Source organism: Burkholderia sp. A9 (genome assembly GCF_000801975.1).
Genome location: NZ_JSZN01000009.1, coordinates 1 through 21,815, shown reverse-complemented (window position 1 = coordinate 21,815; position 21,815 = coordinate 1). Strand labels below are relative to the sequence as shown.

At 66.1% G+C, this 21,815-nt stretch carries 24 protein-coding genes and 1 pseudogene; 11 read left to right on the top strand and 14 right to left on the bottom strand.

Annotated features, from left to right (window positions below; translation table 11 throughout):
• Positions 1-121: 121 nt before the first annotated feature.
• The 4 genes from PI86_RS05480 (at position 122) to PI86_RS05465 (ending at position 4,728) form a co-directional block, all read left to right on the top strand.
• Entirely contained in the window at positions 122-1,582 is a 1,461-nt protein-coding gene (locus PI86_RS05480; RefSeq protein WP_014896407.1) for an aminotransferase-like domain-containing protein, read from the top strand.
• 163 nt (positions 1,583-1,745) lie between these two features.
• Positions 1,746-3,644, top strand: a complete 1,899-nt coding sequence (gene htpG / locus PI86_RS05475; protein WP_039319592.1) for a molecular chaperone HtpG — start codon at positions 1,746-1,748, stop codon at positions 3,642-3,644.
• An 8-nt stretch (positions 3,645-3,652) separates the two neighbouring features.
• Positions 3,653-4,252 carry a chorismate--pyruvate lyase family protein gene (locus PI86_RS05470; RefSeq protein WP_039319708.1) on the top strand — a complete coding sequence of 200 codons (600 nt, stop codon included), beginning with the start codon at positions 3,653-3,655 and terminating at the stop codon, positions 4,250-4,252.
• Positions 4,252-4,728, top strand: a complete 477-nt coding sequence (locus tag PI86_RS05465; RefSeq protein ID WP_039319589.1) for a DNA-deoxyinosine glycosylase — start codon at positions 4,252-4,254, stop codon at positions 4,726-4,728. The genes PI86_RS05470 and PI86_RS05465 overlap by 1 nt, the downstream gene beginning before the upstream one ends.
• Positions 4,729-4,763: 35 nt before the next feature.
• On the opposite strand, the gene PI86_RS05460 is transcribed toward PI86_RS05465, so the two are convergent.
• Complete coding sequence (locus tag PI86_RS05460) at positions 4,764-5,567, bottom strand: hypothetical protein (protein WP_039319586.1); 804 nt, start codon at positions 5,565-5,567, stop codon at positions 4,764-4,766.
• A 75-nt stretch (positions 5,568-5,642) separates the two neighbouring features.
• Positions 5,643-6,338 carry a mobilization protein gene (locus PI86_RS05455; RefSeq protein WP_039319584.1) on the bottom strand — a complete coding sequence of 232 codons (696 nt, stop codon included), beginning with the start codon at positions 6,336-6,338 and terminating at the stop codon, positions 5,643-5,645.
• Here PI86_RS05455 and PI86_RS05450 point away from each other — a divergent pair.
• On the top strand, positions 6,337-6,519 hold the full coding sequence (locus PI86_RS05450; protein WP_039319583.1) for a hypothetical protein: 183 nt from the start codon (positions 6,337-6,339) through the stop codon (positions 6,517-6,519). The two genes, PI86_RS05455 and PI86_RS05450, sit on opposite strands and share 2 nt — an antisense overlap.
• Before the next feature lie 9 nt (positions 6,520-6,528).
• Here the strand turns inward: PI86_RS05450 and PI86_RS05445 are convergent, their stop codons facing one another.
• The 4 genes from PI86_RS05445 to PI86_RS05430 all read right to left on the bottom strand — a co-directional run bounded on the left by PI86_RS05445 (position 6,529) and on the right by PI86_RS05430 (position 9,703).
• A complete protein-coding gene (locus tag PI86_RS05445) occupies positions 6,529-8,331 on the bottom strand; it encodes an alkaline phosphatase D family protein (RefSeq protein WP_039319581.1) in 1,803 nt (600 codons plus the stop codon).
• Between the two features lie 110 nt (positions 8,332-8,441).
• Positions 8,442-8,765 carry a helix-turn-helix domain-containing protein gene (locus PI86_RS05440; protein ID WP_039319579.1) on the bottom strand — a complete coding sequence of 108 codons (324 nt, stop codon included), beginning with the start codon at positions 8,763-8,765 and terminating at the stop codon, positions 8,442-8,444.
• A complete protein-coding gene (locus PI86_RS05435) occupies positions 8,762-9,121 on the bottom strand; it encodes a type II toxin-antitoxin system RelE/ParE family toxin (protein WP_039319575.1) in 360 nt (119 codons plus the stop codon). Before PI86_RS05435 ends, PI86_RS05440 begins: the two co-directional genes overlap by 4 nt.
• Before the next feature lie 327 nt (positions 9,122-9,448).
• Positions 9,449-9,703, bottom strand: coding sequence for a hypothetical protein (locus PI86_RS05430; protein ID WP_039319572.1), 255 nt, complete (start codon positions 9,701-9,703; stop codon positions 9,449-9,451).
• 148 nt (positions 9,704-9,851) lie between these two features.
• Here PI86_RS05430 and PI86_RS05425 point away from each other — a divergent pair, with 148 nt between their 5' ends.
• The 3 genes from PI86_RS05425 to mctP all read left to right on the top strand — a co-directional run bounded on the left by PI86_RS05425 (position 9,852) and on the right by mctP (position 12,757).
• Complete coding sequence (locus PI86_RS05425; RefSeq protein WP_014896414.1) at positions 9,852-10,769, top strand: spermidine synthase; 918 nt, start codon at positions 9,852-9,854, stop codon at positions 10,767-10,769.
• 198 nt (positions 10,770-10,967) lie between these two features.
• Complete coding sequence (locus tag PI86_RS05420) at positions 10,968-11,210, top strand: DUF3311 domain-containing protein (RefSeq protein WP_039319570.1); 243 nt, start codon at positions 10,968-10,970, stop codon at positions 11,208-11,210.
• The gene (mctP, locus tag PI86_RS05415) at positions 11,207-12,757 is read left to right on the top strand and encodes a monocarboxylate uptake permease MctP (RefSeq protein WP_014896416.1); all 1,551 of its coding nucleotides are present in this window, start codon (positions 11,207-11,209) and stop codon (positions 12,755-12,757) included. The genes PI86_RS05420 and mctP overlap by 4 nt, the downstream gene beginning before the upstream one ends.
• Before the next feature lie 90 nt (positions 12,758-12,847).
• On the opposite strand, the gene PI86_RS05410 is transcribed toward mctP, so the two are convergent.
• The 5 genes from PI86_RS05410 to PI86_RS05390 all read right to left on the bottom strand — a co-directional run bounded on the left by PI86_RS05410 (position 12,848) and on the right by PI86_RS05390 (position 17,982).
• Complete coding sequence (locus PI86_RS05410; RefSeq protein WP_014896417.1) at positions 12,848-13,303, bottom strand: VOC family protein; 456 nt, start codon at positions 13,301-13,303, stop codon at positions 12,848-12,850.
• Between the two features lie 246 nt (positions 13,304-13,549).
• Positions 13,550-14,503, bottom strand: a complete 954-nt coding sequence (gene tal, locus PI86_RS05405; protein ID WP_039319568.1) for a transaldolase — start codon at positions 14,501-14,503, stop codon at positions 13,550-13,552.
• A 168-nt stretch (positions 14,504-14,671) separates the two neighbouring features.
• Positions 14,672-15,883, bottom strand: a complete 1,212-nt coding sequence (locus PI86_RS05400; RefSeq protein WP_039319565.1) for a benzoate/H(+) symporter BenE family transporter — start codon at positions 15,881-15,883, stop codon at positions 14,672-14,674.
• A gap of 58 nt (positions 15,884-15,941) precedes the next feature.
• Positions 15,942-17,117, bottom strand: a complete 1,176-nt coding sequence (locus PI86_RS05395) for a vWA domain-containing protein (RefSeq protein ID WP_039319563.1) — start codon at positions 17,115-17,117, stop codon at positions 15,942-15,944.
• Between the two features lie 22 nt (positions 17,118-17,139).
• Positions 17,140-17,982 (bottom strand): AAA family ATPase, encoded by an 843-nt coding sequence (locus PI86_RS05390; protein WP_014896421.1) that lies wholly within the window; start codon positions 17,980-17,982, stop codon positions 17,140-17,142.
• Positions 17,983-18,226: 244 nt separating this feature from the next.
• Between PI86_RS05390 and PI86_RS05385 the strand changes: the two genes are divergently transcribed.
• Both PI86_RS05385 and PI86_RS05380 read left to right on the top strand, forming a co-directional pair.
• The gene (locus PI86_RS05385; RefSeq protein ID WP_006478192.1) at positions 18,227-18,586 is read left to right on the top strand and encodes a c-type cytochrome; all 360 of its coding nucleotides are present in this window, start codon (positions 18,227-18,229) and stop codon (positions 18,584-18,586) included.
• Positions 18,587-18,626: 40 nt separating this feature from the next.
• Positions 18,627-18,986 carry a c-type cytochrome gene (locus tag PI86_RS05380; RefSeq protein ID WP_014896422.1) on the top strand — a complete coding sequence of 120 codons (360 nt, stop codon included), beginning with the start codon at positions 18,627-18,629 and terminating at the stop codon, positions 18,984-18,986.
• Between the two features lie 72 nt (positions 18,987-19,058).
• On the opposite strand, the gene PI86_RS05375 is transcribed toward PI86_RS05380, so the two are convergent.
• Positions 19,059-19,526: a DUF1841 family protein gene (locus tag PI86_RS05375; protein WP_442854567.1), complete on the bottom strand. Its 468-nt coding sequence runs from the start codon at positions 19,524-19,526 to the stop codon at positions 19,059-19,061.
• A gap of 187 nt (positions 19,527-19,713) precedes the next feature.
• On the opposite strand from PI86_RS05375, the gene PI86_RS05370 reads away from it, so the two are divergent.
• A complete protein-coding gene (locus tag PI86_RS05370; protein ID WP_014896424.1) occupies positions 19,714-20,643 on the top strand; it encodes a DMT family transporter in 930 nt (309 codons plus the stop codon).
• An 85-nt stretch (positions 20,644-20,728) separates the two neighbouring features.
• Here PI86_RS05370 and nth read toward each other — a convergent pair whose 3' ends face one another.
• Positions 20,729-21,373, bottom strand: coding sequence for an endonuclease III (gene nth, locus PI86_RS05365; RefSeq protein WP_039319555.1), 645 nt, complete (start codon positions 21,371-21,373; stop codon positions 20,729-20,731).
• A pseudogene (locus tag PI86_RS05360) lies at positions 21,370-21,815 on the bottom strand (electron transport complex subunit RsxB); the annotation flags it as partial. The pseudogene PI86_RS05360 and the gene nth, both read right to left, overlap by 4 nt.

Here is a 21,815-nt window from a genome sequence, read left to right as displayed (position 1 = left end):
GTGCGGCAAGGCCGGAACGGCGGCCGCAGGGTCGCCATTGCGGTCAACTGTAATCGTCGGCACCGGCACAGTAACGGTACAATCGGCGCGATAGCCTTCGGTACAGTTGGAGCTGCCGCCCATGTCCACCGTCCCTCTCGCCCAGATTCCCGTGCCGCACGATACGGCCACGCTCACGCTCGTCGACCAGCTCGTCCAGTGGGCGCGGCGCCGCATCGATGAGCGCGTGTTCCGGCCCGGCATGCGGATGCCGTCGATCCGCAAGCTCGCGCTCGACAAGAGCGTGTCGCGCTTCACCGTGGTCGAGGCCTACGAGCGGCTCGTCGCGCAGGGCTATCTCGACTCGCGGCGCGGCTCGGGCTTCTACGTGCGCGAGCGCACGGCCACCGGCCCGCAGCCGGCCGACAGCGTGGTGCGCGTGGCCGAGGCTGCGCCGGTCCACAACACGATCGACGTCGTCTGGCTGCTGCGCAACATGCTGCACACCGTCAGCCCGGAAAAGGGGCCGGGTCTCGGCTACCTGCCGGGCCGCTGGCTCGACGGCGAGCTGATCACCGGCGCGCTACGCGCGCTCGGGCGCCAGTCCGGCGCGCAGATGCTCGGCTTCGGCACCGCGCAGGGTTTCCTGCCGCTGCGCCAGCAACTGCAGACGCGGCTCGCGGAAGTCGAGATCGGCGCGAAGCCCGAGCAGCTCGTGCTGGTGTCCGGCATCACGCAGGCGATCGACCTGATCTCGCGGATCTACGTGCGGCCCGGCGATGCGGTGATCGTCGGCGATCCCGCGTGGTTCCAGATGTTCGGCCGCTTCGCGTCGCAGGGCGCGCAGCTCGTCGGGATGCCGTACACGCCCGACGGCCCCGACCTCGACGCGCTCGAGACGCTCGTGCAGATGTGGCGGCCGAAGATGCTCGTGATCAATTCGGTGTTGCAGAACCCGACCGGCACGTCGCTGTCGGCCGCGCAGGCGTTCCGGATCCTGAAGCTCGCCGAGGCGTACGATTTCCTGGTCGTCGAGGACGACGTGTACGGCGACCTGTGCCCGCCGAGCTATCCGGCCACGCGGCTCGCGAGCCTCGATCAGTTGAAGCGCGTGATCTACCTCGGCAGCTATTCGAAGACGCTCGCGGCGAATTTGCGGGTCGGCTACGTCGCCTGCGCGCCCGAGATCGCGAAGGCGATCACCGACCAGAAGATGCTGGTGGGGATGACCACGCCGGAGCTGAACGAGCGCGTGCTTTACAAGATCCTGACCGAGGGGCATTACCGGCGCCACGTCGAGCGGCTGCGCGCGCGGCTCGACGGCGTGCGCGACAAGACGGCGCGGATGCTCGAGCGCACCGGGCTGCGGCTCTTCACGATGCCGGCGGCCGGGATGTTTCTGTGGGCCGACACGGGCGTCGATTCGGACGCGCTCGCGGCTGCCGCGCACGAGGAAGGGTTCCTGCTGACGCCGGGGAGCCTGTTCTCGCCGCAGCAGTCGACGTCGACGTGGACGCGCTTCAATGTCGCGAACTGCGGCGATCCGGCGCTGCCGGGGTTTCTCGCGCGCTATATCGACTCGGCGGCGCGGCGCGCGTCGTGACGGGGGCGGCACGCCGCCCCTTGAAATCCGGCCGCCCGTCCCCAGATACGCGCGCAAACCGCTTGCGCCAGACGGTTGTCCTTGACGAGCCCACCGGCATCGCGCGCCGGGCGCCTGCGCCACACCATTCAAGTTCAAGTTCAAGTAAGAGGAAACAGCATCCATGGCACACGAAACGATGAGCTTTCAGGCAGAGGTCAAGCAACTCCTCCACCTGATGATCCATTCGCTCTACAGCAACAAGGAAATCTTCCTGCGCGAACTGGTGTCGAACGCGTCCGACGCGGCCGACAAGCTGCGTTTCGAAGGGCTCGCGGACAACGCGCTGTACGAGAACGATCCGAACCTGCGCATCCGTATCGGCTTCGACAAGGCGGCACGCACGATCACGATCGAGGACAACGGCATCGGCATGAGCCGCGACGAGGCGATCGCGAACCTCGGCACGATCGCGCGTTCGGGCACCAAGGAATTCTTCACGAAGCTGTCGGGCGACCAGCAGAAGGACGCGGCGCTGATCGGCCAGTTCGGCGTCGGCTTCTACTCGGGCTTCATCGTCGCCGACAAGATCACCGTCGAGACGCGCCGCGCCGGCCTGCCGGCGAGCGAAGCCGTGCGCTGGGAAAGCGCGGGCGAGGGCGATTTCACGATCGACGCGATCGAGCGCGCGCAGCGCGGCACCACGATCACGCTGCACCTGCGCGAAGGCGAGGACGAACTGCTGTCGTCGCATCGCCTGAAGTCGATCATCCAGAAGTACTCCGATCACATCGCGCTGCCGATCCTGATGCAGCAGGAAGAGTGGGATCAGGAAAAGGGCGAGATGGTCCTGAAGGACGAGGACGAGACTGTCAACCAGGCGAGCGCGCTGTGGACGCGTTCGAAGAGCGAAGTCACCGACGAGCAGTACACGCAGTTCTACCAGCACATCGCGCACGACCACCAGGATCCGCTCACGTGGACGCACAACCGCGTCGAGGGCCGCAGCGAATACACGCAGCTGCTGTTCGTGCCGGCGCACGCGCCGTTCGACCTGTGGAACCGCGACTACCGCGGCGGCCTGAAGCTGTACGTGAAGCGCGTGTTCATCATGGACGACGCCGAGCAGCTGCTGCCGCAATACCTGCGCTTCGTGAAGGGCGTCGTCGATTCGGCCGACCTGCCGCTGAACGTGTCGCGTGAAATCCTGCAGGAAAGCCGCGACGTGAAGGCGATCCGCGAAGGCGTGACGAAGCGCGCGCTGTCGATGCTCGAGGAACTCGCAAACGCGGAAGAGGATGCCGGCAAGGAGAAGTACAAGGCGTTCTGGAGCGCGTTCGGCCAGGTGCTGAAGGAAGGCCTCGGCGAGGATCACGCGAACCGCGAGCGCATCGCGAAGCTGCTGCGTTTCGCATCGACGCACGGCACGACCGACGCGCAGGACGTGTCGCTTGCCGACTACGTGTCGCGCATGAAGCCCGAGCAAAGCAAGATCTACTACGTGACCGCCGATACGTGGCAGGCCGCGAAGAACAGCCCGCATCTGGAAGTGTTCCGCAAGAAGGGTGTCGAGGTGCTGCTGCTGACCGATCGCGTCGACGAATGGATGCTGTCGTTCCTGCAGGAATTCGACGGCAAGCCGCTCGCGAGCGTCGCGCGCGGCGATCTCGACCTCGGCGAGCTGAACGACGAGGAAAAGAAGGCGCAGGAGCAGGCCGGCGAGGCGATCAAGCCGGTCGTCGAGAAGATGAAGGAAGCGCTCGGCGACAAGGTGAAGGAAGTGCGCGTCACGTTCCGCCTGACCGATTCGCCGTCGTGCCTCGTCGCGGACGACAACGACATGAGCGGCTACTTGCAGCGGATGCTGAAGGCGGCCGGCCAGAACGCGCCCGCGATGCAGCCGATCCTCGAGATCAACCCGGATCACGCGCTCGTCAAGCAGCTGAACGCCGACAGCGCCGATTTCGGCGACTGGGCCCATCTGCTGTTCGACCAGGCGCTGCTGGCCGAAGGCGGCATGCTCGACGATCCGGCGAGCTTCGTGAAGCGGACCAACGCGCTGCTGCTGTCGCGCGCCGCGTGAACGCGCGGATGCGATTCGACGGCGCACAGGCGGGCTGGCGCGAAACGCCCCGGCCCGGCTGCACGCTCGACCAGCGCGACTGGCTGACGCGCGGCGGTTCGCTCACCGCCCATCTCGCGCGGCTCGGTAGCGTGAAGGTGCGCGTGACGCGCGAGGCCGTCGACTGTCCGTGGTTCGACGAGCCGGTCGCGCTCGCCAGTGCGCCGCGTGCGCCGATGTGGGTGCGCGAGGTGATCCTGTCGGTCGACGGCACGCCGTTCGTCGCCGCGCACAGCATCGCACCGCTCGCGGCCAGCAAGGGCGTGTGGCAGGCGATGCGGCGGTTGCGCACGCGGCCGCTCGCGGAGTTGCTGTACAGCGATCCGGAGGTCGAGCGCTCCGCGCTCGTCAGCCGGCGCGTGATTGCGGGACATCCGTTGTATGCACTGGCGACCCATGCGCTCGGCGCAGGCGTGCGCGCGCCGCATGCGTTTGCCGCGCGACGCTCGGTGTTTCAGCGTCACGGCAAACCGCTGATGGTCACCGAATGTATGCTGCCGGCGCTGTGGCGTCATCTCGATGCGCACGGCGACGGGCCGCGATCCGTCGGGCCGCGTGGAGACGCGTGATGCTGCAAGGTTTTCCGCCGGTCGCCGGCCCGAATACGCACACGATGATCCTGGGCAGCTTTCCGGGCGAGGCGTCGCTCGATGCCGCGCAGTACTACGCGCATCCGCGCAACCAGTTCTGGCGGTTGCTCGGTGCGGTGCTCGGCGAACCCGGGCTGCACGAACTCGTGTATGACGCGCGGCTCGAACGCGTGCTTGCGCACGGCATCGGCATCTGGGACGTGCTCGATGCATGCCATCGCAAAGGCAGTCTCGATTCGGCGATCCGGAATGCGAAGCCGAACGACTTTGCTTCGTTGCGCGAGCACGCGCCGTTGCTGAAGAAAGTCTGCTTCAACGGCAAGACGGCAGGGCGGTTTGCCGATGTGATCGGCGCGGCGGGTTATGAAACGCTCGTGTTGCCTTCGTCGAGTCCGGCAAATGCGACGTTGTCGTTCGAACAGAAACTGGTGCTCTGGCGCGCACTTCGCACCTGAGGTGCGCTGGATTCCGAGGATTCGGTGAAGCGGTATCAGGTGGGCGGCGGCAGGTGCCTGGCGCCCCTGGCCGCGGCAATGCGACCTTGTGCAGCGACGAGTTGGTCGTCGGTGGTCGCCACCAGCCACAGACGTGCGTGCTCCTCGATCCGGCGGTTGTGGTCCTTCAACGGGCCCATCGCGGCAGCGGCCTTCCAGACCACCGGGCCGATTCGGCTACTCCTGCCCGACGGCGCGCCTACCAGCAGGCAGTAAGGTCCCAGCGGAAGCGATACGAACGGAAGTGCCGGACTGGCGCTCACGCGCCAGTCGATGAACGGTGTGTCGCTGATCAGCAGCGGCGTGGGCAAGCCGTAGAGCACACTGAAATCGTACAGTGCCAGCTGCTCTCGCATGCCGACGTACATTCGCCGGATGTCGTCGACAACCGCCGCGCGGATCTCGTCGTCGAACATGGGTTCCTGCGCGTAGCGGGCAAATGCCTGTCGAGCCTCCCATTGATACGCGCTGAACAGGCCGATCTCCACGCAGTCCTGCACCGCGCGCTGAACCTCTGCTACAGAACCGGCTTCCCCTGGCGTGCCCAGTTGCGCAGCCCGCAAAAAGCGGGCAAGTCCTTCCTCGTGGATCGCAGGACCCTCCGCGGATGCGTCGTCGTCAGTGTTCTTGCCCAGCGGCACGTAGATATATTTCTCGGCAGCGAAATGCGATTTCTTGCCTGCATCGAACTTGATTTCGCCATCGACGCAGTCGAGATAGCGCGTCCCGATTCGGCCGTGCTCCCAAACCCAATTCTTCAGGAACGGACGGAGTGGATGCAGTCTGTCGTGATCGGCCATCGCAACCTCCAGGTTTCCGTGTATGAGCCATTCCAGCAACGCGCCGCACCCTCCGCGCCGTCGCAGGGGCCCGCACTACAACGCGAGCGTGCCCAGCTCCTCATAAGTACGATGCAGCCAGACCTTGACGCGCTGCCGCTCCAGCAAGCCGAGCCCCGTGGCGGCGCGGTCGGGATGATTGACCGCCGCCCAGAAGCTCGCGCTTTGACGATCGATCTTCTGCATCGTCGTGTCGGGCAGGCGGCGCAGCGTAATCACGCTGGCGCCGAGGGCCTCGGCCCTCTCGCGTTCGCCGGATGCCTCCAGAATCTCGAAGCGATCGCCGCGGACTTCATTCAGTACCAGCACCAGCCTGATGCGTCCACCGAATTCGTCGAGCCAATGCCGCAGCAGATCGACCGAATCGCGTCCGGTGTCCATCACGTGCCACCACGTCAACGTGAGGCCGTGTTCTTCGGCAAAATCCAGCACGTCCGAATCGTCGAGCCATCTTGCGAGCGACTGCCGCGTCTGGGCCGCGAGGTCGACCAGTATGCGCCGCTGCGGATCTTCGAGCGCCGATTCCATGACCGGATCGAGGCTGTCATGCTGGTCGAGCACGGCAGGCGCGGCAAAATCGGCATAGAACCGCAGTAGCGCGCCGTGCGATCGGTCGGTATCGAAGCCCATGAAGGGCACGCTCCGATCGATGAAATACTGGGCCAGCACACGGGCGGCGAGCGATTTGCCGACGCCGCCTTTTTCCCCGCCGATGAAGTGGATGTGACTCATGATTACGAAATCCCGTGTGATGGAGCAGGTATGGCCGGAGCAGATGTTGGCAGGCTTCGATGACGTTACGGCGTATCAGGTCACATCGAAAGAAAATGCAGGTGCGACAGCAGCATGCTGTCTGATCGACGCCGATGTCAAACTGAACAAAATGGCAGCGCGAGCAATGCGCCATCTCTGAAGCGTGAACCTAGAAGCGCTCGACGCGCACCTCGACCGAATCCTTGGGCACGGTCAGCTGCGTGCGGTCGAGCAGGGCATCCGCGGGCGCGGTGGCGTCCGGGTTCAACGGCCTCACTTTGTTGAACACCACGGAAAAACGCTCCGGCGTGACGGTGGCTGACGCATAGCCCTGTGCGTCGTGGTCGGCGTGGCGCAGATCGGGGTTGTTCGTCATCAGGAAGGTGTCGAGTTTGGCCGGGGTGGAGGCCAGTGACGCAAACGGCGTGCCGCTCCATGCGGCTTTCAGGTAGGAATAGAAGGACGCGCTGCTGATGCCTGCACAGACGAAGTCGACGGCCACGGGCGAACCTTTTGCAGGGTCGGGGTCGTCCCGCACGACGCCGCACTGAAACGCATGCAGGTCCCCGCTGATCGCGACGACGTTGCGGATCCCCTGCTCGTTCAGGTATGAGAGCAGTTCGTGCTTGTGTGCCGGATAGCCGTCCCATGCGTCGCAATCGACCACGAGGCGTGCTGCCGGTGTCTGCGGCGCGCCTGGCATCACGGCCCACAGACGGTTCAACATCACCTCGTTGCCCCACACCTTCCAGGTCGCGGGCGAACCCTTCATCGTGGCCTTCCACCATTGCGTCTGCTCCGGGCCGAGCATCGACGGCGCGCGACCGAGCTGCGCGGTATCCTGCGCCTCCAGTCGCTGCAGCACACCCTGGTTAACGAAGTAGCGCGAGCCGGCTGCGTCGTCGCCGTTGACCGGGTCGTGCCCGCGTGCCCGCGCGACAGACGCCTCGCTGACGACATGGTCGTCGCGATACAGCCGCTCGTCCGTCATCACGAGATGCATCAGCGTGCCGAAGCGAAATTCGCGATAGATACGAATGTTGGTATACGACGGATTGTCCGGTTCGAAGCGCACGTCGCTCCAGTCCACCGGCATGTACTCCGCCCACGCACGACTGGCGTTGCGGCGGCGCTGCGTCTCCTGCCTTTCCTCGTTGGTGTAGACCTGGTGATCCTGCCAGCAGTCGTCGGAAAATTCGTGGTCGTCCCATATCGCGATCATCGGCAGGCGCTGGTGCAGCGTCTGCAAGCGCGGGTCGGTACGATAGGTGCGATAGAGCGTCCGATAGTCTTCGAGCGTATCGGCATACACGCGGCCATCGGCGAGAGGCTTGCCGTCAGGCAGGCGCAGCGGCGGGTGCGCCGCCTCGACCGCGCCGGATCTCGAGGTCCCAACAGTCTCATAGATGTAATCGCCCACATGCACGACGAAATCGAGATCGCTTTCGGCTGCCAGCAGGCTCATGGCTTGCCAGTGATTGATACTCCAGTCCTGGCAGGTGAGCCATGCGAAGCGAACGCGGTGGTTGGCCTCGTCAACATCCGGAGCCGTGCGCACGACGCCGGTGGCACTCACGTCGCCGCCGGCGACGAACCGGTAGTGGTACGTGATATTCGGTGAGAGCTCCGTTACCTTCGCGCGCACGGTGAAGTCATAGGTGGCGCGTGCTCCCAGCGGTACGCTGGCGACGAGCGCCGAGAAATCCGGCCGCGTCGATACTTCGAGCCGTAACGGTATTGTGTGCGCGATGCCTTTTGCGCGGCGCCGCGTGTCCTCGAAGACGGGCACGCAGCGCGTCCAGAACACGACGGAGCGATCGCGCGGATCACCGCTGGCGACGCCTTGCGGGAACCGATACCGGCCTTTGCGCGCGGTGCTGGCAGATCGGGCCGACAGCGGAACGACGAGCGTACCGGTGGCTGCCGCAACCGTGAAAAAGGTCGACGACTTGAGGAAATGGCGGCGATCCATCGGTCCTCCCGATCGACATACCAAGGATGCCAGGAGAGGCGCGTCGCGACGCAGCAGTACGCGATCGCGTCGCTCGCCCTGCAATCCGGAACATCGGCACGACGTTGCCGTCAGGCGGCGAATACGACTTCGATGTGCCCTTCGACTTCGGACTGACGGTCAGGCCCGACGACGATCTGCACGTCGCGTCCGAGCTTCGCCAGACATTCCAGCATCTTCGTTTCGCTCACGCCGCGAAACTGCCCGCGCAGCATGTTCGACAGCTTCGGCTGCGTCATGCCGAGCAGCCGGGCCGCCTGCTGCTGCGTCCATTTGCGTGCCTTGATGATCTCCGCGATCTTGGCGGCGAGTTGAGCCTTCACGCGCATTTCGTCGGCATCGCGCATGCCCAGATCAGCGTAGACGTTCCCGCTGCCCGGTTCGATTTCGATCATCGTCTTGCTCCTTGTGCGTGTGCGTCGGCTGCTTTCAGGCGTGCGCGGACGAGATCGCCGTCCGGCTTTGGCGTCGCGATGCCGCACGATGATTTCTTCTGGAAGCAGTGCAGCACGTAGACGCTGCTCCCGAGCTTCACCGTGTAGACGGCGCGGTACGTGCCGTTGTCTTCCGATTCCACGATCTCGAGCACGCCAGCCGATCCGAATCCTCGCAACGGTTTCGCCTGCTCGTGCTTGCGTCCGGTCTGCGCCAGGAGCGCATAACCGAAAGTGTCCTGCACGGCTTCGGGCATCGCTTTGAGGTCCTTGCGCGCCGAACCGAGCCAGTACAGCGGTTTGATGTACGGATCCATCGATGAATTTATCCCTATTTGGGTATATTTTCAAGGTGCGCGCAGGAACCCGGTGCGACCGTTCGCATGCGGTGTGAGGGCGGGGCAGGCTGGAGGTGAACGCCGATGGGCGATGCCGGCTCGGCACCGCGGTGCGTGTTGACGAAGGCGAGCGCGCGCGTGATCTTCCGGCCGACGGCCGTTCCTTCACATCTTTGCGTCGCGGGGAGACCGGGGCAATTCAGCCGTTCGACAGAGGGCGATCGCTTTGGGTCGATGACGGCGGGAAGCGGGTTGTTCGTTGCCGAAGAACGGCGATCGCACGTGCGTGCGTATCGCGCCCGACGATCAATCGTCCTTGCCCCATCGCCACCCGGGCTTCTCGCCCTTGAGCCAGCAAACGGCAGTCAGCAGCGCGACCAGTACCACGATGCAGGCACCGTATGCGATCGGCGATTGGTGCGGCGGCGCCAGCCACGCGCTCGCGGTGATCCCGATCGCGAACAGCAGCAGCACGACCCAACCTTGCCATGCGACAGGCAAACCCCATCCCCAGCCGTAGCGCTTCGCGGGAAACCAGATCTTCTTGCCGTTCGAGGTCATGCGTCCTCCTTCGATCAATGAACGCAGCGTAGCGCCAACGGCGCGGTGAAGTCGAAGTCGTGCATCACCAGGCGTTCGGTACGGTTCCCGCTGCCACCAATGCTATCCTCTCGTCCGCTCATCCAGCCTCACCCAGCGAGATTCAATCATGACCCGACTGATCAAGCGCGCGTCCGCCGAGGCGCGCGCGTTCAAGCAACGCAAGACGTCCGCGTACAACGGCTCCGAAAAACTCCAGCCGCCGCGCGTGAAGCGCCGCCCGGACATCGACGAACACGACGACGTGCCCGTCCTCGAAGCACCGCGCAAGCCGCGCTTTGCACCCGTCACGTTCTCGGAAGAGCGCGGCGTGCGCTTCCTGCACTTCGGTACCGAATGGGTGCAGGGCGCGATGCGCATCTCGAAGCCGCTGCACATCGAACTCGAATACGCGCAGCAGATGATGGCGTGGCTGCTGTTCCTCGAAACGCCCGGGCGGATCGTCCAGCTCGGGCTCGGCACCGGCGCGCTGACCAAGTTCTCGCATCGCTTCCTGCCGCACGCGAAGGTCGAGGCCGTCGAACTGAACCCGGCCGTGATCGTCGCCGCGCGCACGATGTTCGCGCTGCCGCCCGATGACGCACGCCTCGCCGTGCACGAAGCCGACGCCTGGGATTTCGTCAACGACCCGGCCAATCGCGGCACCACGGGCGCGATCCAGATCGACCTGTACGATGCGACCGCGCGCGGGCCGGTGCTCGACAGCGTCGCGTTCTACCGCGCGGTGCGCGGCTGCCTGGCCGATGCGGGCATCGCGACGATCAACCTGTTCGGCGATCATCCGAGCTTCGTACGCAACATGAAGCACCTGAACGCGGCGTTCGACCATCGCGTGATCGCGCTGCCGGAAGTGCACGACGGCAACCGGATCGCGATCGCGTTCTCGGGCCCCGCGCTCGACGTGTCGTTCGCCCAGCTCGACGCACGCGCGAAGCTGATCGAGGACACGCTGAAGCTGCCCGCGCGCAAATGGGTGAAAGCTTTGAAAGAAACGGCCGGCGCACGCGAATCCTCGTTCGCGATCTGACGCTCATGCACCGGCCGCATGCCGGTGCAACCGCATGACTGGGGGCGGATCACCTCGGGTTCGCCCCCGCTTGACCGCTCGCTCGCGGCTCCTATACTGGCGCGAAGCCAGGGGGGCCGCAGCTTACCCGTTTTGCCGCTCCTCTCGCCGCCGTACCCGCTTAACAAGATCGATAACCGGGAAAGATGAGGAGACGTCATGGCTCACAATGCCGACGCCAATCGGGCCGCCAAGCGCTGGCTCTGGCTGCTGGTGCTGCCGCTGATCGCGATGGTGTGGGTGCCGTCGTACAGCAAGATCGAACCGCAATGGTTCGGGTTTCCGTTTTTCTACTGGTACCAGCTGCTTTGGGTCTTCATTAGCGCGGTGATCACCGCGTTCGTCTATTTCAAGACCAAGAACGCGTGGAAGGCGGGCGGCCCGCAGGGAGGTGCACGATGAATCTCGGCGCAACCTTCGTCTTCGTACTCCTGTTCATTGGCGTCACCATCATCGGTTTCCTGGCTGCGAACTGGCGGCGCGGCGATCTCGCCCACCTCGACGAATGGGGCCTCGGCGGCCGCCGCTTCGGCACGATCGTCACGTGGTTCCTGCTCGGCGGAGACCTCTACACGGCCTACACGTTCGTCGCGGTGCCCGCGCTCGTGTTCGGTGCCGGCGCGATGGGCTTCTTCGCGCTGCCGTACACGATCCTGATCTACCCGTTCGCGTTCATCGTGTTCCCGAAGCTGTGGAGCATCGCGAAGCGCCACGGCTACGTGACGGCTGCCGACTTCGTGAACGCCCGCTACGGCAGCCGGATGCTCGCGCTCGCGATCGCGGTGACGGGCATCCTCGCGACGATGCCGTACATCGCGCTGCAGCTCGTCGGCATCGAAGTGGTGATCGGCGCGCTCGGCTTCGATACGACCGGCTTCGTCGGCGACCTGCCGCTGATCATCGCGTTCGCGATCCTCGCCGCGTACACGTATACGTCGGGGCTGCGCGCACCCGCGATGATCGCGATCGTGAAGGACATCCTGATCTACATCACGATCGCCGCGGCGGTCATCGTGATCCCGGCGAAGCTCGGCGGCTTCGGCCATATCTTCGCGAGCGTGCCGCCCGCGAAGCTGCTGCTGAAGGCGCCGGACGCGGCGAGCCTGAACGGCTACAGCGCGTACGTGACGCTCGCGATCGGCTCGGCGCTCGCGCTGTTCCTGTATCCGCACTCGGTCACGGCGATCCTGTCGTCGTCGTCCGGCAACTCGATCCGCCGCAACATGGCGATGCTGCCCGCGTACTCGTTCGTGCTCGGCCTGCTCGCGCTGCTAGGCTACATGGCGCTTGCGGCGGGCGTGAAGGACATGCCGCAGTACGCGCCGTACTTCAAGGCGTTCGGCCCGAACTTCGCGGTGCCCGCGCTGTTCCTCGAGTATTTTCCGTCGTGGTTCGTTGGCGTCGCGTTCGCGGCGATCGGCATCGGCGCGCTGGTGCCGGCGGCGATCATGTCGATCGCGGCCGCGAACCTCTATACGCGCAACATCCACCGCGAGTTCATCAACCGCGACATGACGCACGACCAGGAGACGCACGTCGCGAAGCTCACTTCGCTGATCGTGAAGGTCGGCGCGGTCGCGTTCATCCTCGGGCTGCCGCTCACCTATGCGATCCAGCTGCAGCTGCTCGGCGGGATCTGGATCATCCAGACGCTGCCCGCGATCGTGCTCGGCCTGTACACGCGGCTGCTCGACCATCGCGGCCTGCTGGCCGGCTGGGCGGCCGGCATCGTGTGCGGCACGTGGATGGCGGTGTCGCTGAAGCTCGCAAGCTCGATCTTCACGATCCACCTGTTCGGCCTCGCGATTCCCGGCTACGCGGCCGTGTGGTCGCTGGTCGTGAACCTGGTCGTGGCGGTGGTGGTGAGCGTGCTGGTGCGCGCGATGGGCATGGCGCATGCGGAGGATCGCACGCGGCCGGAGGATTATCTCGACGTCGTCGAGGGTTGATGCGGGCGGCGCGGCCGCATGTCGCGGGCCGCGCATCGCGCCGCGACAACGACGCCCGCCACTGCGAAGTGGCGGGCGTTTTCGTTGGCGTCAGCCCTGTGCGCGCTTCGCGAGATCTTCGCGTTGCGACAGGTCCTCGACGTTGACCATCCAGTGCACGCCGAAACGATCCTTCGCCATGCCAAAGCCGAGCGCCCAGAACGTCTTGCCGAACGGCATCGTCACTTCGCCGCCGTCGGCGAGTGCATTGAACAGCTTCTGGCCTTCCTCGACCGTCGCCGGATTCAGCGACAGCGAGTAGCCGGCGTGCGCGGCGCCTGCCGGCTGGCTGCAGTCGCCGTCCGAGCACATGATCATCGAGTCGCCGATCATGAAGCTCGCATGCATCACCTTGTCGCCCATCTCCGGCGACATCGGGTGATCGGGATTCGGCGGCGCATCCTTGAAGTGCATCTTGAACATGGTCTTCGCGCCGAGCGCCTTTTCGTAGAACTGCAGGGCCTCTTCCGCGCGGCCGTAGAACGTCAGATACGGTTGGACTTGCATCGTTGTCTCCTGTGGGCCGGGCCGGCGTGTCGGTGCCGGCTCGGGTACTTCCAAGATTGACCGGGAAGAGCACGTCGGGATGCGGCCGGCGCACTCGTGACGTGGATTGTAGTGCGCGCGCCTGACGATGGAATGAAAAATAAAAACGGCCGCGAACACGAGGTTCGCGGCCGTTGGTCACGCTTGCTGACGGCTGTTGTCAGGGTTGCTGACAGTTCAACTGACAGCAATCTCGCGTAGTCCGGTTCAGCGCAGCGCGTCGATCAGCTTCTCGAGCTTGACCGCATCGGCGGCGAACACGCGGATGCCTTCGGACAGTTTTTCCGTCGCCATCGCATCGTCGTTCAGCTGGAAGCGGAACGATGCCTCGTCGATCGCGACGCGCGCGGTCGGCTTGTCCTGAAGCGCGTCCGGCGACAGCTTGCGTGCGACCGCGTCGGTGCTCTCCTGCAGCTTCTGCAGCAAATCGGGGCTGATCGTCAGCAGGTCGCAGCCCGCGAGCTCGGTGATCTGGCTCGTCGTGCGGAAGCTCGCACCCATCACTTCGGTGTTGTAGCCGAACGTCTTGTAGTACGTGTAGATGCCGCGCACCGACTGCACGCCCGGATCGTTCGCGCCGCCGTTCTTCACTTCATCCCACTCTGCGCCGGCCTGCTTCTTGTACCAGTCGTAGATGCGGCCGACGAACGGCGAGATCAGTTGCGCGCCGGCTTCCGCACATGCGGCGGCCTGCACGAGCGAGAAAAGCAGGGTCATGTTGCACTTGATCCCTTCCTTCTGCAGCACCTCGGCCGCGCGAATACCTTCCCACGTCGACGCGAGCTTGATCAGGATGCGCTCGCGGCCGATGCCGGCGGCTTCGTACAGCTTGATGAGTTCGCGACCCTTGTCGATGGAGCGCTGCGTGTCGAACGACAGGCGCGCGTCGACTTCGGTCGATACGCGGCCCGGGATCAGCTTCAGGATTTCGGTGCCGAATGCGATCAGCAGGCGGTCGATGATGAAATCGGTGCTTTCGTCGCGGTGATCGCGGACGGTTTTCTCGAGGATGGGCTTGTACGCATCCTTCTGGACGGCCTTCAGGATCAGCGACGGGTTCGTGGTCGCGTCCTGCGGCTTGTATTGCGCAAGCTGCTGGAAATCGCCCGTGTCGGCGACGACGGTCGTGTACTGCTTCAGCTGGTCGAGTGCGGTAGTCATGGCGATTCGGAAGAAGGGCGCGGAGCGCCGGGTTCTCACGGGCCGCGCGAGCGCGGCGGCGAAGCGAAGCGGCGCAGGGCGCCGCCTCCGATCCATCATTTTAGGCCCGATTCGTGTCGAGCACGTTTTGGCGTGTCCGGCCCCCGCTGTGGCGGGCGTCGCGCCGTATCACGCGGGGCGCCTCGCGTTCAGGATCACCTGCGTGACGATCCCGGCGACGAGCCCCCAGAACGCCGAGCCGATCGACAGCAGCGTGAGGCCCGACGCCGTGACCATGAACGTGACGAGCGCGGCTTCGCGCTGCTTCACGTCCTGCATCGCGTTCGCGAGCCCGCTCATGATCGAGCCGAACAGCGCGAGCGCGGCAACCGATACGACGAGCGCCTTCGGCAGCGCCGCGAACAACGCGGCGATCGTCGCGCCGAAGATCCCGGCGATCAGGTAGAACGTGCCGCACCACACGGCGGCGGTGTAACGCTTCGCGTGGTCCTCGTGCGCTTCGGGGCCCGTGCAGATCGCGGCCGTGATCGCCGCGAGGTTCACGCCGTGCGAGCCGAACGGCGCGAGCAGCAGCGACGCGAGGCCGGTGGTCGCGATCAGCGGCGATGACGGTGTCTGATAGCCGTCGGCGCGCAGCACCGCGATGCCCGGTACGTTCTGCGACGCCATGGCAACCACGAACAGCGGAATGCCGATGCTGACGATCGACGCGATCGAGAACGCGGGCATCGTGAACACGGGCTGCGCGAGCGCGATGTGGAAGCGGCTGAAGTCGAGCAGGCCGAGGCCGCCGGCCACCGCGGTGCCGACGATCAGCGTCGTGACGATCGCGTAGCGCGGCGCGAGCCGCTTGACGATCAGGTACGTGAAGAACATCGCGAGCACGAGCGCGGTCTGGAACTGCGCGGCGCGGAAGATCTCGATACCGATCTCGAACAGGATGCCCGCGAGCAAGGCGGCGGCGATGCCGGCCGGAATCCGCCGCATCAGCGTGTCGAACAGCCCGCTCACGCCGACGGCCGTCAGCAGCAGCGCACAAACGACGAACGCGCCGATCGCCTCGGGGTAAGGCACGCCGGGCAGCGACGCGATCAGCAGCGCGGCACCGGGAGTCGACCATGCGACGACGACGGGCGCGCGAAAGCGCAGCGACAGGCCGATCGTCGTCAGCGCCATGCCGATCGACAACGCCCAGATCCACGACGAGATCTGCGCGTCGTTCAGGTGCGCGGCGCGGCCGGCCTGGAACATCAGCACGAGCGAGCTCGTGTAGCCCGTCATCATCGCGACGAAGCCGGCGACGAGCGCGGAGACGGACGTATCGGCGAAAAAGCGGCGGCCGCCGGCGCGGCCAGCGCTCGCGGTGGGCGAAGGGTTCATGCTATCTCCGGGGGGGAGGCCGCTTGGACGCGGCCTTCGTGTCTGCAGGTTGGGTTCGTTACTTGCTGAGTGCGCGCATCGCGGCTTCGAGGCCCGCGAGCGTCAGTGGATACATGCGCTGGCCCAGCAGGTCGCGGATCACCGCGACCGATTGCCGGTATTCCCATAGCCGCTCGGGCTCGGGGTTCAGCCATGCATGATGGGGGAACTGGTCGGCGAGGCGGCGCAGCCACACGGCGCCGGCTTCCGGGTTGTTGTATTCGACCGAGCCGCCGGGTTGCAGTACCTCGTACGGGCTCATCGTCGCGTCGCCGACGAAGATCAGCTTGTAGTCGGGCGTGAACTTGTGCAGCACGTCCCACGTCGCGGTGCGCTCCGCGTGACGGCGGCGGTTGTTCTTCCACAGGTGGTCGTACACGCAGTTGTGGAAGTAGTAGAACTCGAGGTGCTTGAACTCGGCCTTCGCGGCCGAGAACAGCTCTTCGGTGCGCTTGATGTGATCGTCCATCGAGCCGCCGACGTCGAGCAGCATCAGCACCTTCACGTTGTTGTGGCGCTCGGGCACCATCCGCAGGTCGAGCCAGCCGGCGTTCGCCGCCGTGCTGCGGATCGTGCCGGGCAGGTCGAGCTCCTCGGCCGCGCCTTCGCGCGCGAAGCGGCGCAGGCGCCGCAGCGCGACCTTGATGTTGCGCGTGCCGATCTCGACCGAGTCGTCGTAGTCGCGGTACGCGCGCGCTTCCCACACTTTCACCGCGGTGCGGTTGCCGTTCGACGGGCCGCCGATGCGCACGCCTTCCGGGTTGTAGCCGCCATGACCGAACGGCGAGGTGCCGCCCGTGCCGATCCACTTGTTGCCGCCTTCGTGGCGCTCCTTCTGCTCGTCGAGCAGTTCCTTCAGCCGCTCCATCAGCTTGTCGAGCCCGCCCATCGCTTCGATCTGCGCCTTCTCCTCCGGGGACAGCTCGCGTTCGAGGCGCTTCTCGAGCCAGTCGAGCGGGATGTCGAACGCTTCGGCCGGCAGTGCGGACACGCCGTGGAAATACGCGCCGAACGCCTGGTCGAACTTGTCGAAGTACTGCTCGTCCTTGACGAGCGTCATCCGCGCGAGGAAGTAGAACGCGTCGATCGACGGCGAGATCAGCCCGGCCTTCAGCGATTCGAGCAGCGTCAGGTATTCCTTCACCGAGACGGGCAGCTTGGCTGCGCGCAGCGCGTAGAAGAAATTGAGCAGCATGGCCGGGCCTTCGCGGGTGGGGTTACCGGTTGTGCCGGTTCATGTAGACGAGCCGCTCGAGCAGGCTCAGGTCCTGCTCGTTCTTCAGCAGCGCGCCCGCGAGCGGCGGCACGATCTGCTTCGCATCGACGCCGCGCAGCGCGTCGGCGGGGATGTTCTCGGCGAGCAGCAGCTTCAGCCAGTCGAGCAGTTCGGACGTCGACGGCTTCTTCTTCAGCCCCGACACGCTGCGCAACTCGAAGAAGCTCTCGAGCGCCGCGTGCAGCAACTCCTCGCGAATGTTCGGGAAGTGGACCGCGACGATCTTCTGCATCGTCGCCGGGTCGGGAAACTGGATGTAGTGGAAGAAGCAGCGGCGCAGGAACGCGTCGGGCAGCTCCTTCTCGTTGTTCGACGTGATGATGACGAGCGGGCGATGCTTCGCGCGCACGGTCTCGCGCGTCTCGTACACGTGGAATTCCATCCGGTCGAGCTCGCGCAGCAGGTCGTTCGGGAATTCGATGTCGGCCTTGTCGATCTCGTCGATCAGCAGCACGCTCGGATGCTCGGCGTCGAACGCCTGCCACAGCACGCCCTTCACGATGTAGTTCGAGATGTCCTTCACGCGCGCGTCGCCGAGCTGCGAGTCGCGCAGCCGCGACACCGCGTCGTATTCGTACAGGCCCTGCTGCGCCTTCGTCGTCGACTTGATGTGCCACTGCAACAGCGGCATGTCGAGCGCGGCGGCCACTTCCTCGGCGAGCATGGTCTTGCCGGTGCCGGGCTCGCCCTTGATCAGCAGCGGGCGCTGCAGCGTCAGCGCGGCATTGACCGCGAGCTTCAGGTCGTCGGTGGCGACGTAGTGCGAGGATCCTTCGAAACGCATGGCGGCGCTCTTCTTAATCGCAAAAAAACCCAGTATAAGTCAGAAGGGCTGTCCGGTTGGGCCGGGCCCGCGTATCGTTGCGGGGCTGCGGCGGGACCAACCGGGGCGCCGTATGGACGCATTCCCCGCCGGCGCGGTACAATCTGGCCGTTTTTTTTGGCCTGCGTGGCGATCCGATCAGCAAAACGGCGCGGGCCGTTGCCGCTTCGGCGCCAGTTTCCCCTCAAGCTAGGTTACAAGAGCTATGAACAAATTCGTCGGCAAACACGTCGTTGTCGCAGCGCTCGTGGCGCTCGCGGGCAGCGCGCAGGCGGCCGGTGTGGTCGGCAACCCGAAGGACGGGGCGAGCAAGGCCGCCATGTGCATCGGCTGCCACGGCATCCAGGATTACCGCGCAGCGTACCCGGAGGTCTACCGGGTGCCCGTCCTCGGCGGCCAGAACCAGCAATACCTCGAGAACGCGCTGAAGGCCTACCGCAAGAAGGATCGTCACTTCCCGTCGATGAACGCGATTGCCGGTTCGCTGACGGACCAGGACATCGCGGATCTGTCGGCGTACTACGCCGCCCAGAAGGCCGACACGAAGGACAATCCCTACAAGTAAAGCGCGCGCCGCCGATCTGACCGGCGGGACAGGAGCATTCATGAACAACGCATTCAAGACGGTGGCGGTTGCACTGGCGGCCGGCCTCGCGATCGGTGCCGCGCATGCGGCGGACACCACGAAGGGCAAGGAGCTGGTCGAATCGCACAACTGCGCGGCCTGCCACGGCGCGCAGCTGAACAAGCCGATCAACGCCGAATATCCGCGTCTCGCGGGCCAGCACGCCGACTACCTCGTGTGGGCGATGCGCCAGTACCAGATGGGGCTGACGAACCCGCTGCTCGGTCGCAACAACGCGATCATGCAGGCGCAGGTGCAGAACCTGTCGGTCAGCGACATGAAGGACATCGCGGCCTACATCGAGTCGCTGAAAGAAACCGACCTCGTGTTCAAGAAGTAAGCGCGACGGGCCTTGCCGGCCCACGCAGCAAGAATACCCCGCCACGGCGGGGTATTTTTTTGTCCGCGGCGCTCAGTCGCGCGACGCGCGACGGAGGATGCGCTGCAGGTACGCGTCCGTATCGGGCGGCGTGCCGGTGCGCTGCGCTTCCCAGATCGTCTCGCCGAGGCATTCCATGATCACGTGTTGCGCATCGTGGGTCGAGTCGAGCTTCGCGGCCAGCTTGTCGTGCGCGGCGCGGATGCCGGGCGGCTGGTCGATCGACAACTGCTCGCTGATCGCGAGGTGCATCGACAGGTGCAGGAACGGGTTCGTCCGGCCTTCCTCGGGCGTGTAATTACGCGCGGCGGCGCCGTCGGCGTCCGCGAGGTCGGCGTGGTATTCGGGGTGCTCGACGATCCAGTCTGCTGCCATCGCTTCCAGCGGCGTCAGGATCTCGCCGGCGCACTGCTTGCGCCAGGTTTCGGTGAAAAAGCGACGGACTTCGTCGCGACTCGGATTGAACATGGTGGGGAAGCGTCGTGATTCGGGCGGCCTCATGCCGCGTCGGGCATTGTACGCCGGGTCGGCGGACGGTGCTGGCGCCGCCGCGGGTGGCGGCAGTCGGCCGGCGCGGCTTGCGGGGCGGGGCAGCGGGGCGGCGCAACGGGTAAGCGCGGGCTAGGCTGAGCGTCGCCGCGCCGCTACACTCCGGCGATTCCCGTCGTCGCGTTCGCGCCGTATCGTCATGTCCGCCACCACCCGCTCACCGTCGGCCGCGCTGCAGGGCGCGCTCTATGTCGCGCTGTCCGCCGTCGCGTTCGGCGCGATGGCGATCTTCGGCCGCTATGCGTATGCCGCCGGCGTCGACGTGCTCGGGCTGTTGATCGTGCGCTTCGCGATCGGCGGCGCGGTCCTCGCCGCGATCGCCCGGCACCGCCGTGTCGCATGGCCACGCGGCCGCGCGCTTGCGCCGCTCGTGGCGATGGGCGCGCTCGGCTACGTCGGACAGTCGTTCTGCTATTTCAGCGCGCTCCAGCACGCGCAGGCGAGCCTCGTCGCGCTGCTCTTGTACCTGTATCCGGCCTTCGTGACGCTGCTGGCCGCGTGGTGGCTCGGCGAGCGCCTCACGCGCGCGAAGGCGGTCGCGCTGGTGCTCTGTGTCGCGGGCTCGGCGCTGATGGTCGGCGGCGGGCACGGCGAGCCGCTCGGCATCGCGCTCGCGCTGGCCGCCGCGGTGATCTATTCGCTGTACATCGTCGGCGGCACGAAGGCGACGCGCGGCGTCGATCCGCTCGCGACCACCGCGATCATCTGCCTGTCGGCGACCGCGACGCTCGTCGCGATCGCGATCGTGCGGACCGCTGCATTCGGCGCACCGCCGCGCTGGCCGGCGACGGCCGGCGGCTGGGCGTCGATGCTCGCGATCGCGCTGGTGTCGACGGTCACGGCGATGCTCGCGTTCTTCGCCGGGCTCGAGCGGCTGGGGGCCGCGCGCACGTCGATGCTGTCGACGCTCGAACCGGTCGTGACGGTCGCGCTCGCGGCGTTGCTGTTCGGCGAGGCGCTGTCGCCGCTACAGTGGGCCGGCGGCGTCGCGATCCTCGCGGCCGTGCTGGCGCTCGTGCGTGCGGGCGGCGCGGCGGCCGACGATGCGACGGCAACGTCCAACGCATAGCGGGGAAGGGGAAGCGGCCGGCGCCGCAACGTGGCCGGCGGGCTGTGCCGCGCGGCCCGAGCGGCGGGTCAGCCGCGGCTGACGCTCATTCGTTCGGTGGCGGCGTCTTCGGCCTGAATTCGCACAGCGGCTCGATCGCGCAGTGCCAGCATTCGGGCTTGCGGGCCTTGCATACATAGCGCCCGTGCAGGATCAGCCAATGATGCGCGTCCTGCAGGAATTCCTTCGGTGTGAACTTCTCGAGCGCGGCTTCGACGGCCCGCACGTCCTTGCCCGGCGCGAGCCCCGTGCGGTTCGCGACGCGGAAGATATGCGTGTCGACCGCGATCGTCGGCTGGCCGAACGCGGTGTTCAGCACGACGTTAGCGGTCTTGCGGCCGACGCCCGGCAGGCTTTCGAGCGCTTCGCGATCGGCCGGCACCTCGCCGTCGTAGCGCTCGAGCAAGAGGTTGCACGTCGCGATCACGTTCTTCGCCTTGGTCCGGTACAGGCCGATCGTCTTGATGTAGTCGGCGACGCCTTCTTCGCCGAGCGCGACGATTTGTCGCGGGGTGTTCGCGACCGGAAACATCTTCCTCATCGCCTTGTTGACCGACACGTCGGTTGCCTGCGCGGACAGCATCACCGCGATCAGCAGCTCGAACGGCGTCGTGTATTCGAGCTCGGTGGTCGGATGTGGATTGAGGCTTTGCAGCGTTTCGTAGATCGCGCGTCGTTTGCTGGCGTTCATGGACTGTTCTTGTCGGGCGGCGCGGACGGATCGTTCCGGTCGTCGTTGCCTTCGTCGTCGTGCTTGTCGCCGGACGCCGCGGCCTGGGCTTCGGCGTCGCGCTGGGCCTGCTGTTCGGCGAGCCGCTTGCGGCGGGCTTCGGCTGCGTCGATCTGTGCCTGCACGGCCGCGCTCACGCGTTCGGTGTTCTTCGGCCCGGCGCCTTGCTCGGACAGCTCGTCCTTCTTCTTGCGCGCGCGTTCGAGCGCGGCGGCGATGATCGCGCGTTTCTTCGCGTCGGCGTCGTCGGCCGGGGCGGCACTCGGTGCGCCGGCCTGCGTGCCGGGCTGGCCCGCCGCCGGCGCCGGCTTGGCCGCACCGGCGCTGGCCGCGCGGCGGGCGGCGGCGCGCGCTTCGGCGGCCTCGCGTTCGCGGCGCTGGCGTGCGAGCCGGCGGTCGTGGC

Bases quoted from the DNA above. Each gene is read 5' to 3' on its own strand.
- PI86_RS05435 (WP_039319575.1), bottom strand. From the start codon at position 9,121: ATGGATCCGTACATCAAACCGCTGTACTGGCTCGGTTCGGCGCGCAAG.
- tal (WP_039319568.1), bottom strand. From the start codon at position 14,503: ATGACTACCGCACTCGACCAGCTGAAGCAGTACACGACCGTCGTCGCC.
- PI86_RS05470 (WP_039319708.1), top strand. From the start codon at position 3,653: ATGCGATTCGACGGCGCACAGGCGGGCTGGCGCGAAACGCCCCGGCCC.
- PI86_RS05445 (WP_039319581.1), bottom strand. From the start codon at position 8,331: ATGGATCGCCGCCATTTCCTCAAGTCGTCGACCTTTTTCACGGTTGCG.
- htpG (WP_039319592.1), top strand. From the start codon at position 1,746: ATGGCACACGAAACGATGAGCTTTCAGGCAGAGGTCAAGCAACTCCTC.
- PI86_RS05455 (WP_039319584.1), bottom strand. From the start codon at position 6,338: ATGAGTCACATCCACTTCATCGGCGGGGAAAAAGGCGGCGTCGGCAAA.
- PI86_RS05380 (WP_014896422.1), top strand. From the start codon at position 18,627: ATGAACAACGCATTCAAGACGGTGGCGGTTGCACTGGCGGCCGGCCTC.
- PI86_RS05385 (WP_006478192.1), top strand. From the start codon at position 18,227: ATGAACAAATTCGTCGGCAAACACGTCGTTGTCGCAGCGCTCGTGGCG.
- PI86_RS05375 (WP_442854567.1), bottom strand. From the start codon at position 19,526: ATGAGGCCGCCCGAATCACGACGCTTCCCCACCATGTTCAATCCGAGT.
- PI86_RS05480 (WP_014896407.1), top strand. From the start codon at position 122: ATGTCCACCGTCCCTCTCGCCCAGATTCCCGTGCCGCACGATACGGCC.
- PI86_RS05450 (WP_039319583.1), top strand. From the start codon at position 6,337: ATGATTACGAAATCCCGTGTGATGGAGCAGGTATGGCCGGAGCAGATG.
- PI86_RS05390 (WP_014896421.1), bottom strand. From the start codon at position 17,982: ATGCGTTTCGAAGGATCCTCGCACTACGTCGCCACCGACGACCTGAAG.
- PI86_RS05370 (WP_014896424.1), top strand. From the start codon at position 19,714: ATGTCCGCCACCACCCGCTCACCGTCGGCCGCGCTGCAGGGCGCGCTC.
- PI86_RS05395 (WP_039319563.1), bottom strand. From the start codon at position 17,117: ATGCTGCTCAATTTCTTCTACGCGCTGCGCGCAGCCAAGCTGCCCGTC.
- PI86_RS05460 (WP_039319586.1), bottom strand. From the start codon at position 5,567: ATGGCCGATCACGACAGACTGCATCCACTCCGTCCGTTCCTGAAGAAT.
- PI86_RS05410 (WP_014896417.1), bottom strand. From the start codon at position 13,303: ATGCAAGTCCAACCGTATCTGACGTTCTACGGCCGCGCGGAAGAGGCC.
- PI86_RS05465 (WP_039319589.1), top strand. From the start codon at position 4,252: ATGCTGCAAGGTTTTCCGCCGGTCGCCGGCCCGAATACGCACACGATG.
- nth (WP_039319555.1), bottom strand. From the start codon at position 21,373: ATGAACGCCAGCAAACGACGCGCGATCTACGAAACGCTGCAAAGCCTC.
- PI86_RS05400 (WP_039319565.1), bottom strand. From the start codon at position 15,883: ATGAACCCTTCGCCCACCGCGAGCGCTGGCCGCGCCGGCGGCCGCCGC.
- PI86_RS05430 (WP_039319572.1), bottom strand. From the start codon at position 9,703: ATGACCTCGAACGGCAAGAAGATCTGGTTTCCCGCGAAGCGCTACGGC.
- PI86_RS05425 (WP_014896414.1), top strand. From the start codon at position 9,852: ATGACCCGACTGATCAAGCGCGCGTCCGCCGAGGCGCGCGCGTTCAAG.
- mctP (WP_014896416.1), top strand. From the start codon at position 11,207: ATGAATCTCGGCGCAACCTTCGTCTTCGTACTCCTGTTCATTGGCGTC.
- PI86_RS05440 (WP_039319579.1), bottom strand. From the start codon at position 8,765: ATGATCGAAATCGAACCGGGCAGCGGGAACGTCTACGCTGATCTGGGC.
- PI86_RS05420 (WP_039319570.1), top strand. From the start codon at position 10,968: ATGGCTCACAATGCCGACGCCAATCGGGCCGCCAAGCGCTGGCTCTGG.